Here is a 10,821-nt window from a genome sequence, read left to right on the forward strand (position 1 = left end):
TCTCGACTGCTAATAAAATAAGATTCCTCAACGTAATTTTCATTTCGAATCGCATTAATAAACAGAGTTATCCACAAGCAAGCTAAAACGCAGCGTAGATGATCACGCCTCCTTGTGGCACACTATATTCAGGCATTACAATCACTTCGAGCATACCTAAAATGGCATCAGAACAAATCTTACCTAAGCGCTCTCCACTTATTCTGGTGGACGGCTCATCCTATTTATTTCGGGCTTATCACGTTCCATATTTGCAAGCTTTAAAAACATCCTATGGCCAACCCACTGGAGCCATTACTGGTGTTTTAAATATGATAAAAAGTTTGCAAAAAGATTATCCAAACGGAAATGTCGTTGTTGTATTTGATGCCAAAGGAAAAACCTTCAGAAATGATTTGTACCCCGAATATAAGGCCAATCGTCCGCCAATGCCTGATGACCTCAGGTCACAAATCGAACCATTGCATAACATCATAAAGGCTATGGGACTTCCACTGTTAGTCATTGATGGCGTAGAGGCGGATGACGTCATAGGCACATTAGCAAACCAAGCCACTCAGCAATCAATAGAAACCATTATTTCTACCGGTGATAAAGACATGGCTCAATTAGTGAGCCCACACGTCACACTAATTAATACCATGACAAATCAAAAACTTGACGAAGCGGGTGTAGTAGAAAAGTTCGGCGTTGCTCCAAATCAAATTATCGACTACTTAGCGTTAATGGGCGACAAAGTCGACAATATTCCTGGCGTCGACAAATGTGGGCCCAAAACAGCGGTCAAGTGGCTGATTGAATTTGGCAACTTACAAAATGTCATCAACAACGCTGATTTAGTGAAAGGCAAAGTAGGTGAAAATTTGCGAGCTGCAGCAGATAAACTGCCACTATCCTACGAGTTAGCTACCATAAAATTAGATGTAGAACTGCCCTTTTTGGCCGATGAGCTATGTGCTGCACCTCAGGATACTGAATCCTTGATAGCACTCAGTACGCAATACGAGTTAAAACGCTTATTGAATGATGTACAACGGCCCAGCAACACTTCAAATGATAAGACCGACAGTGTATCAAACACCGAAGAATTACCCCCAGAAACAAATGTCAGCAAAGACAAGTACCAGACCATTTTATCGATGTCAGCACTTAAAGCATGGCTAGATAAACTGAACAGTTGTGAATTATTCGCATTCGATACCGAGACAACTAGCTTGAATTATATGGAGGCTGAATTAGTCGGCATGTCTTTTTGTATTGAAGAAGGAGAAGCCGCCTATTTGCCATTAGCGCACAATTATCCTGATGCACCGGAGCAGCTAGACCTACAAGAAGTATTAGCGCTTTTTAAACCCTTGTTAGAAAATCCTACTATCAAAAAAGTAGGTCAACATCTTAAGTATGATAAAAACGTGTTGGCAAATTACGACATTGAATTAGCAGGTATTGCTTTTGATACAATGTTGGAATCCTACGTGCTCAATAGTGTGGGTTCTAGGCATGACATGGACACCCTCGCAGCTAAATACCTAGATCATCAAACCGTGCATTTTGAAGATATTGCCGGGAAAGGCGCGAAGCAGATTGGTTTTAATCTCGTTAATTTAGAGCAAGCCTCGCCTTACGCTGCAGAAGACGCCGACGTAACATTGCGACTTCACAACGTATTGTGGAAGAAGTTATCTGCCGAAACTTCATTGGTGGAAGTGTTAGAAAAAGTAGAGATCCCCCTACTATCGGTGTTAGCTAAGATGGAGCAGTTTGGTGTTTTAATAGATAGTCAAAAGTTAGGTCAGCAAACTCAAGACTTAGCGACTCGAATTATACAATTAGAAAAAGAAGTACACGAACTGGCGGGGCAATCATTCAACCTTGGCTCAACTAAGCAGCTACAAGAAATCTTGTATACTAAAATGAATTTACCCGTTCTGAAGAAAACACCAAAAGGAGCCCCTTCAACTTCAGAAGAAGTACTTCAAGAGCTCGCCCTAGATTATCCTTTACCGAAATTATTGATGGAGTTTCGCGGCTTAACAAAGTTGAAAAACACCTATACAGATAAGTTACCTAAAATGATTAATGCCAGAACAGGTAGAGTGCATACATCTTACCATCAGGCAGTTGCTGCTACAGGCCGTTTATCATCCACTGAGCCTAACTTACAGAACATACCCATCAGAACAGAAGAAGGTCGTCGCGTAAGACAAGCTTTTATCGCGCGTCCCGGCTACAAAATAGTCGCTGCAGATTATTCACAAATCGAATTAAGAATAATGGCGCATTTGTCTAAAGACTCAGGGTTAATTAGTGCATTCGCCGCAGGTATAGATATACATTCTGCTACTGCAGCTGAAGTTTTTAGTGTGCCATTAGAAAAAGTTACAACAGAGCAACGACGTAATGCTAAAGCCATTAATTTTGGTTTGATATATGGGATGTCAGCATTTGGCCTATCCCGTCAGTTAAATATTTCTCGTCAAGACGCACAAAAATACATGAACCTATATTTTGAGCGATATCCGGGTGTATTGAAATACATGGATGAAACGAGGCAGGTCGCTAAAGAGCAAGGTTATGTCGAAACAGTTTTCGGTAGACGCTTGTATCTTCCTGAAATCAACTCAAGCAATGTGATGCAACGAAAAGGGGCGGAACGTGCAGCCATCAATGCACCGATGCAGGGTACAGCCGCGGATGTAATAAAAAAAGCGATGCTTTGTGTTGATAAATGGATTAGTACCTTAGCTAAAGACGAAGTAAGAATGATTATGCAAGTACACGACGAACTCGTTTTTGAAATAAAACAACAAGAATTAGAAATGTATCGGACAAAAATAATCGAGCTAATGGAACAAGCAGTAGTCTTAGATGTGCCATTAACTGTAGAAGCTGGTATAGGTGAAAACTGGGATGAGGCACATTAGCGCTTGGTTATGAAAATTGGTAACTGACCCTCTTTTTTGTAATTAAATTACAAAAAAACATTGGAATTGGTTTCATATTTGAATAAACTTCGCTCTGTAGGGTACAGAGGTTGGAGTTTCCAATCCTTTGATTTGACCTCGGCAAATTGCCGAGGTTTTTTTTGTTAAAAATTTGTGATGCAGTTGAACTTATTGCAAATCAAGTACTCTGATTAATTAGTTTATGTGTGTCCCTATGTGTTTTGCCCCATATTTTATGGGGCTTTTTTTTGTTCAACACTTTTAATGAATAAAAAATAAAAATCTTGAACCTTTTACTTTTAGCACACTCTGAATTAATGGTTTTTATGTGTTTTCTCAAAGTCCCTTAGCCCTGCACTTTTGCGGGGCTTTTTTTGAGCGCAATTATTGCGGGACCTGTATTTTGGCTGGATAAGCAAACCAATCATTTAACTTGTTTTCTAAGGTTTCCAAACCAATTCCATTGAGTGATGAAAATACTTCAACACTTACATCACCACAAAATGCCAGAGCGGCTTCTCGAACCATCAAGAGCTGATTTTTACGATTTCCAGACTTAAGTTTGTCTGCTTTAGTTAATAATGCCAACACGGGAATTTGAGCAGCAACTGCCCAGTGTATAAGATCTTGATCAGAGTCTTTAAAAGGATGACGAATATCCATCAAAACAATAATGCCTTTTAGGCTTTCTCGTTTTTGCAAATATTCTCCTAGGGATTGTTGCCATTTTTCTTTTATTGCCATCGGTACTTTGGCGTAACCGTACCCAGGTAAATCTATTAGTCTTCTATTTTCGTCTAATTCAAAAACATTAATTAATTGCGTTCTTCCTGGGGTTTTACTTGTTCTTGCCAGTGCTTTTTGGCGAGTTAACCTGTTTAACGCGCTTGATTTACCGGCATTTGATCTACCTGCAAATGCGACTTCAATTCCTTCATCTTTGCCTAGATGTCGAATATCAGGTGCACTGATACTAAATTTTGCATGACTATAATGGCTCACAACGCGATCCCTATTGGTACTTATACGTAATAACTTTGAAATTTTTGAAAGTATATCAGTAAAACTAAGATATTCTTTGTCTGTAGCGGCACATTTAATCTAACTTAAATTGTGGAAGTTATTTTACTGGCGCTGTAAATGTGTAAAATAAGGCCATGTTAAAAAAGAATAGCCAGCTAATCAAAAGCTTAATGAGAAAATTATGAAACAACTAAGTCTGCTAATCTGTTTGGTATTTGGTGTCAGTGGTGCATCACTAGCGCAAGGTAGTGCTGAGGAAGGTAAAAACAAGTCAGTGGCATGCGGTGCTTGCCATGGAGCTGATGGCAATAGCATGATTGATATGAACCCTAAGTTAGCAGGGCAGCATGCCGACTATTTAGTGAAACAATTAAAAGAGTTCAAGTTGGCCAGTCAAACTGGCGGTAAAGAAGGCCGCAACAACGCAGTTATGAACGGAATGGCTGCCGCCTTAAGTGAGCAAGACATGTATGATATTGCTGCTTATTTTTCTAGCCAAAAAGCAACGCCAGGAGAAGCGCCTGAAGACGTGATTGAAGCTGGTCAAAAGCTTTATCGTGGCGGTGACACTGCACGTGGAGTAACGGCTTGTATTGCGTGCCACGGCCCGCGCGGAGATGGGATGAGTTTGGCCGGGTTTCCTGATATTAGCGGCCAGCATGCTACTTATCTAAAAACTCAGTTAGAGTATTTCCGTTCAGGAGAGAGAAACAATTCACACAACGGAATGATGGGTGACATAGCAAAACGTTTAACCGATCAAGATATTGAAGTATTGTCGAAGTATATTGCTGGACTATATTAAACGTAAAAGGTGATATTAAAAAAAGCGACTAAGAGTCGCTTTTTTAATATCTAAATATTTCTTGAATGTCATTATGTAAACTTTCAATTGTAAATATATTGTAATTTTTTGTTAATACTGTATTCTGCTGGACGATTAAAACAACAGGGACAACAAACGATTTCGTTTGTCACGGAAGAAAACAGAAATGGTCAAAGACCATTCGGATTTGCTACCTCCTCCAGGGAGTTACAGGGACTACTAATAAAGAGTCAGGAAGACCTTAAAAGACTGATAACTTTGTTAATTATAATAAAAAGTAAAGCGCAGTCGAATTCATTAACTACCTTAATGAATTATTATTGGGAGATGTGTCAGCTGACACTATTATCAAAAAAAGGCGATGGTATAAAAACCATCGCCTTTTTTCTAATTATCAAGTACTCATACGACTATATAGGCGCAGCAACGTAAATTTTAGGTTAGAATAGCGGCATTAAATATACTGTGGTTAAGTTCTATGGCTAGAAAAAAGAAATCTCGTAAGATTGGGCAAATAGGTGTTCGGAAAACCCCTGATTTTAAACGAGTAGAAAAAGACAAACGTATTAAAAAATCCCTCGGTAAACCAGCAGGAAACCGTAACAGTTTGGTTGATCCTGCAAAAGACTCCAACAAAATAAAAGCTAATAGAGATCCCCGTCTTGGTAGCAAGAAACCAGTTGACCTTTATGCCTCTGCAGAAGAAATTACCAGAATTAAAGCTAAACCGGTTATCCGTCATTTTTCACCTGAGAGCGAACTGGCTCAAATTGAAAGTGATGAAAAACTGGCGCAGCTTATTAACGAACTCGATGCCGGAAAAATTTTAGAAAAGTCGGAACAAGCCTACGTCAATGTAAATCTGACTAGGCATAAAGAGTTATGTAAGATTTTAGGTATCGATGACGATGAGAGTGATGTAGAGCGGGCAACTTTGCCGTTAGACGAAGATGATCTCTATGATATGTTCGAAAAAATAGATGTAAATAAACTCAATAATTTTTAAGTAGTAAGTGTTTTAGTGATGACCTTTTTAATATTAATTTTAATGCTTGTTATTGTAACGGCTATGGCATTTTATGCGGGCCGTTTGCTTTATAAGCTGCGTGCGCAGAACAAATTAAAAGAGGCAAGAAGAAAAGAACGGCTTACCAATATAATTGAAAGCATAAATACAATTGCCGCCGCTATGGCTCAACAACAATGTAACTTATCAGAAGGTAGTATCAGGTTATATCATTTACTTGAAGCCCTACCCGTTTTAAATAAACCGAATTACGCAGACATTTACACCGGCGTTTATGCCTTGTTTGAACAAGTGAAAGACTTGCCTTCTCATGAGGAAAGAAAGCAACTATCAACAGGCGAACGCAAAGTGCAGGACACGTTCAGGGAAGAGTGTGAAGCGAGGTTAGAAACAACTATCTTAAAAGATGTCGCTCAACTAAAAGAATTTTCTATATGAGTAAATGAACACCTGGCTCTTTTGCTCATCGTTCAGAACTTCCACAACACTTTCTAGTTGTTCTTTTTCTTTATATTGCCTGACTTTGCAGTCATTAGAATCTTAGTTTTTAAGTAAATTTCCTATAATTTGTCAGTTAATTAAGCTAATGACCTACATTCGAGAATATACAGAAGGTATACTTATCGCCATTTTTTAGTTTAGATAGAGATTGGCAGAGGAAGATGCAGAAATTTGACTGTAAAACGTTTCAGGGCCTAATTTTAGCCCTTCAGGATTATTGGGCAAGGCAAGGTTGTGTCATTATTCAACCATTAGATATGGAGGTTGGAGCGGGTACGTTTCATCCTATGACATTTTTGCGCTCTATTGGCCCGGAACCGATGAGCAGTGCTTATGTGCAACCATGTCGCCGACCTACTGATGGCCGCTATGGTGAGAACCCTAACCGCCTTCAACATTACTACCAATTTCAAGTTATGCTCAAACCCTCTCCGGATAACATTCAAGACCTGTATTTAAAATCTCTTGAAGAATTGGGATTTGATCCTTTGGTAAATGACATCCGCTTTGTTGAAGACAACTGGGAGTCCCCTACTTTAGGTGCGTGGGGCTTGGGCTGGGAAGTTTGGTTAAATGGTATGGAAATCACCCAGTTTACCTATTTTCAACAAGTAGGTGGAATCGAGTGCTCTCCTGTCACAGGTGAAATAACTTACGGTTTAGAACGCTTAGCTATGTATATCCAAGGGGTCGATAGTATTTACGATCTTATCTGGACAAACGGACCGATGGGCACAGTGACCTATGGTGATATCTTTTTACAAAATGAAATAGAGCAATCAACCTACAATTTTGAACACGCTGATGTAGAAGCAATGTTTGCAAATTTCGATCAATATGAAAAAGCCAGTCAACAACTGATTGCAGAAAATCTTCCCTTACCTGCCTATGAACAGGTTATGAAAGCGTCTCACGTCTTTAATCTACTTGACGCTAGACATGCCATTTCAGTAACAGAACGTCAACGGTATATATTAAGGGTCAGAGCCCTTTCTAAAGCTTGTGCAGAATCCTATTTTAAGGCACGAGAATCTTTAGGTTTCCCATTGTGCAAAAAGGACAATTAGTAATGAATTTTGAAAATCTACTGATCGAAATAGGTACCGAAGAGTTACCTCCTAAGTCGTTGATTAAATTAGCAAGTAATTTTGCACAAGGGATTGAAAGTTCACTCAAAGAAGCTGACATTGATTATTCCGACGTCATTTGGTTTGCAACTCCTCGCCGATTAGCTGTGAATGTTAAGCAGCTAGCTTCAATGCAAAAAGACAGATTGATTGAAAAACGGGGACCAGCGGTAACAGCAGCGTTTGACAGTGAAGGTAACGCAACGCCTGCGGCATTAGGATGGGCAAGATCTAATAATGTAAATATTGAAGACGTGGGTCGTTTAAAGACAGACAAAGGTGAATGGTTATTTTATCAAGGTTCTGAGAAAGGCCAATCGATTACTCAGTTATTACCAGGCATTGTAGAAGCAGCACTCATTAGTCTACCCATCCCTAAACCAATGCGTTGGGGCAGTAATAGCATTCAATTTATTAGGCCAATTCATACTATTACGATGTTATTTGGTTCTGAACTCGTAGCAGGTAATGTGTTTGGCATTGACTCTTCTCGTATGGTCTTAGGCCACCGCTTTTTAGGTGATAAGCGCTTTTCGTTGGCACACGCTGATGAGTACTTAACGCAACTAAAACGTCATTTCGTACTAGCAGATTATGTAGAACGAAAAGAGTATATTCGTAAGGAAGTTAACGCGCTCGCCGCGTCAGAAAACGCAACTGCAGATATGAACGAAGACTTGCTTGATGAAGTAACAGCCTTAGTTGAGTGGCCTGTAGCAATGACAGCAAGTTTTGATGAATCATTCTTGGAAGTGCCTAAAGAAGCTCTGATATATACCATGAAAGGTGATCAAAAATATTTTCCGTTAATTGACGATAATGGATTATTGCTTGCTCGTTTTATATTTATTAGTAATATTGAAACCAAGTATCCTGACTTAATTGTTAGTGGTAATGAAAAAGTAATTCGCCCTCGCCTTGCTGATGCGCAGTTTTTTTATGCGTCTGATAAAAAACACACCTTAGAATCTAGATTGGCGAGCTTAGATACTATCTTGTTTCAAAAGCAACTCGGCACCTTACTCGATAAGTCGAAACGTATATCGACCTTATCCGGCTTAATAGCTAAAACCTTACATCAAGATGAAGTATCTGCAAGTCGCGCTGGTTTACTCAGTAAAACAGATTTAATGACTAATATGGTGATGGAGTTCCCTGATGTACAAGGCATCATGGGTATGTACTACGCGAAACTAGATGGGGAATCAGTTGAAGTAGCTAATGCCCTAAATGAACAATATAAACCTCGTTTTTCTGGTGATTCACTTCCCTTAACACCAATCAGCATAGCGGTAGCATTGGCCGATAAAATCGACACCTTAGTGGGTATTTTTGGTATTGGCCAGATACCCAAGGGCGACAAAGATCCGTTTGCTCTTCGCCGCGCCGCGATAGGTGTTTTGAGGATAATTATCGAAAGCAAATTAGCCCTAGATCTGAATGACCTAGTAGATAATTCTATTGCAGCATTTGGCGATAAGGTTAAAACGCAAGATTTGAAAACAAACGTTGTTGACTTTATTCTAGCTCGATTTAAGGCATTGTATCTAGAACAAGGTATCGGTGTTGATGTTATTCAGGCGGTTTTAGAAATTCGTCCTACTTATCCAGCAGAATTTGCAGCTAGAATTGAAGCAATTAATCAATTTAAGACAAATGACGCTGCAGAAGCGTTAGCAGCAGCGAATAAGAGGGTTGCTAACATTTTAGCTAAAAACCCTATTTCCGCAGCCAATAAAATAAATATTGATTTGTTGACTGAAGATGCTGAAGTTCGCTTAGTTGAGGCGCTCAATACCGCTCAGACAGAAGTCGAAGGTTTTACAGATGCATCTGACTATACCAATGCATTAAATGTCTTAGCGACGCTTAGAGGGCCTATTGATAGCTTTTTCGATAGTGTAATGGTTATGGTTGATGACCCGGCAGTACGTATGAATAGACTGAGTATTTTATTAAAGCTCAGGAGCTTATTTTTAACATGCGGTGATATTTCATTACTCAGTTAGAAAATATACAGGAGTGTTAGTCATGAGGATTATTCATCGTTATCTAAAGCTTGCGGTAGTCGGCTTGATGTTGTCAGGTTGTGCTTCCAATGTTATTCCGACATTTAGTGATACACCCGATTACAGCAGTTTATATTTGCGGGGTGTCTTCACTTGGTGGGAAGCTGATGAAAAATATAAATTGGTTGAAATCAGTAACAACAAGTACGCAACATCGATTAGATTAATTGCTGACGGTCAACCTTATGACTTTAGGTTTGCTGATAGTAATTGGTCACCAGATCTGAATTGTGGGTATTTAAAAGCGAATTCAGATCAGATAGTTAAGCTTGGACAAAGCGTTAAAGCTAATTGCGAATCTAAAGATGAAAACTTTAGATTCACCCCTACAGAAACGGGATTATATCAATTCAGTATTGATTTTAGCGGGTATGGTTCACCTATTGTACAAATTTCACTGAAGGATAATTAAAGTAGAATGTCAGGCTTGTGTAGCTATGAGCTAAATTAATCTTTTATTGGCTCGCCCTGTAATAAGTTGACGGTTTTAAGCCAGCGTTTTTCGCTGGCTTTTTATTATATGCACTTCGCTAGGTGTTTTCATCTCTAAACTCAAGTTCGGCCTCTTCTCATTTTAGTTACTTATCGATTCTCTAACCAATATTTGTAACTCACTAAACGTATTGCATTGATAGAGTAAGAACTCCTGTTTAAGTATCCCGTTTATTCTTTCGACTAGTGCATTTTGACTGCAATCATATCCATCTGTTATTGACGGCTTAGTATTATTTGCCTCAAGGACTGATTGATATAATGCTGAAAAGTATTGCAATCCTCGGTCAGAATGGTCAATTCCACCATGGTCGTAGAGTCTATTTTCGATTGCCATATGCCGCGCCCTAAATACATCTGTCGCCTTCATTTCATTGCTTTAAGTAACCCACTATTCTTTCGCGAGAAGGCGTCTGTCACTAATGACAAATTATGAACACCTTCATTTGATTGCACATGAGTTATATCGCTGACGAAGACTTCGTCAGGTTTGATAGGCCGTTTATTTTTGAGTAAGTTAGGGTATTTTTCATCCAATGTTAACTGACGTGGTTTTAAGATAATTCTTCATAGGCTCCACCAACAGGCTTTCCTGACCTAAATAAGTGAACAGTCCATCTCTACCTAGCTTGATGTCGTGCTCCATTAATTTGGGCTGATGAATTAATACAGTTTTGTGTACCCACTTGAGGCATGTATTGACGCCAATTCATGACCCACTCTTCAATAGGGCTTGATTTTACTCGCTTAACATCCATTCTTGATATCGTTGGATAAACAGATTGTCGAGAAAAGCCGAATAGCCGGCACG

Annotated in this window: 9 protein-coding genes and 1 pseudogene; 7 read left to right on the plus strand and 3 right to left on the minus strand. The window is 39.3% G+C overall.

Translation table 11 applies throughout. From position 1 onward, the window contains the following. Positions 1 to 161 precede the first annotated feature (161 nt). Positions 162 to 2,924, plus strand: a complete 2,763-nt coding sequence (gene polA, locus NWQ57_RS19525; RefSeq protein ID WP_306023857.1) for a DNA polymerase I — start codon at positions 162 to 164, stop codon at positions 2,922 to 2,924. Between the two features lie 405 nt (positions 2,925 to 3,329). Here the strand turns inward: polA and yihA are convergent, their stop codons facing one another. Continuing rightward, positions 3,330 to 3,947 carry a ribosome biogenesis GTP-binding protein YihA/YsxC gene (yihA, locus tag NWQ57_RS19530; RefSeq protein ID WP_306023858.1) on the minus strand — a complete coding sequence of 206 codons (618 nt, stop codon included), beginning with the start codon at positions 3,945 to 3,947 and terminating at the stop codon, positions 3,330 to 3,332. 202 nt (positions 3,948 to 4,149) lie between these two features. On the opposite strand from yihA, the gene NWQ57_RS19535 reads away from it, so the two are divergent. The 6 genes from NWQ57_RS19535 (at position 4,150) to NWQ57_RS19560 (ending at position 9,930) form a co-directional block, all read left to right on the plus strand. Continuing rightward, the gene (locus tag NWQ57_RS19535; RefSeq protein ID WP_306023859.1) at positions 4,150 to 4,773 is read left to right on the plus strand and encodes a cytochrome c; all 624 of its coding nucleotides are present in this window, start codon (positions 4,150 to 4,152) and stop codon (positions 4,771 to 4,773) included. 499 nt (positions 4,774 to 5,272) lie between these two features. Beyond that, positions 5,273 to 5,800: a Der GTPase-activating protein YihI gene (yihI, locus tag NWQ57_RS19540; RefSeq protein WP_306023860.1), complete on the plus strand. Its 528-nt coding sequence runs from the start codon at positions 5,273 to 5,275 to the stop codon at positions 5,798 to 5,800. A gap of 18 nt (positions 5,801 to 5,818) precedes the next feature. Further along, the gene (locus NWQ57_RS19545; RefSeq protein WP_306023866.1) at positions 5,819 to 6,259 is read left to right on the plus strand and encodes a DUF2489 domain-containing protein; all 441 of its coding nucleotides are present in this window, start codon (positions 5,819 to 5,821) and stop codon (positions 6,257 to 6,259) included. A gap of 224 nt (positions 6,260 to 6,483) precedes the next feature. Then, positions 6,484 to 7,389, plus strand: a complete 906-nt coding sequence (gene glyQ / locus NWQ57_RS19550; RefSeq protein WP_306023861.1) for a glycine--tRNA ligase subunit alpha — start codon at positions 6,484 to 6,486, stop codon at positions 7,387 to 7,389. Positions 7,390 to 7,391: 2 nt separating this feature from the next. After that, positions 7,392 to 9,458, plus strand: a complete 2,067-nt coding sequence (gene glyS / locus NWQ57_RS19555) for a glycine--tRNA ligase subunit beta (protein ID WP_306023862.1) — start codon at positions 7,392 to 7,394, stop codon at positions 9,456 to 9,458. Between the two features lie 22 nt (positions 9,459 to 9,480). Continuing rightward, positions 9,481 to 9,930, plus strand: a complete 450-nt coding sequence (locus NWQ57_RS19560; RefSeq protein ID WP_306023863.1) for a hypothetical protein — start codon at positions 9,481 to 9,483, stop codon at positions 9,928 to 9,930. A gap of 162 nt (positions 9,931 to 10,092) precedes the next feature. Here NWQ57_RS19560 and NWQ57_RS22705 read toward each other — a convergent pair whose 3' ends face one another. Continuing rightward, a complete protein-coding gene (locus NWQ57_RS22705; RefSeq protein WP_372340951.1) occupies positions 10,093 to 10,380 on the minus strand; it encodes a hypothetical protein in 288 nt (95 codons plus the stop codon). A 250-nt stretch (positions 10,381 to 10,630) separates the two neighbouring features. After that, positions 10,631 to 10,821, minus strand: a pseudogene (locus tag NWQ57_RS22710) (hypothetical protein); the annotation flags it as partial.

Origin of the sequence: Paraglaciecola sp. (assembly GCF_030730205.1) — a bacterium.
Taxonomy (GTDB): Bacteria; Pseudomonadota; Gammaproteobacteria; order Enterobacterales; family Alteromonadaceae; genus Paraglaciecola.

Excerpts from the sequence above, each read along its gene's own strand:
- NWQ57_RS19535 (WP_306023859.1), top strand. The coding sequence starts at position 4,150 with ATGAAACAACTAAGTCTGCTAATCTGTTTGGTATTTGGTGTCAGTGGT.
- glyS (WP_306023862.1), top strand. The coding sequence starts at position 7,392 with ATGAATTTTGAAAATCTACTGATCGAAATAGGTACCGAAGAGTTACCT.
- polA (WP_306023857.1), top strand. The coding sequence starts at position 162 with ATGGCATCAGAACAAATCTTACCTAAGCGCTCTCCACTTATTCTGGTG.
- NWQ57_RS19545 (WP_306023866.1), top strand. The coding sequence starts at position 5,819 with ATGACCTTTTTAATATTAATTTTAATGCTTGTTATTGTAACGGCTATG.
- yihI (WP_306023860.1), top strand. The coding sequence starts at position 5,273 with ATGGCTAGAAAAAAGAAATCTCGTAAGATTGGGCAAATAGGTGTTCGG.
- NWQ57_RS22705 (WP_372340951.1), bottom strand. The coding sequence starts at position 10,380 with ATGAAGGCGACAGATGTATTTAGGGCGCGGCATATGGCAATCGAAAAT.
- NWQ57_RS19560 (WP_306023863.1), top strand. The coding sequence starts at position 9,481 with ATGAGGATTATTCATCGTTATCTAAAGCTTGCGGTAGTCGGCTTGATG.
- glyQ (WP_306023861.1), top strand. The coding sequence starts at position 6,484 with ATGCAGAAATTTGACTGTAAAACGTTTCAGGGCCTAATTTTAGCCCTT.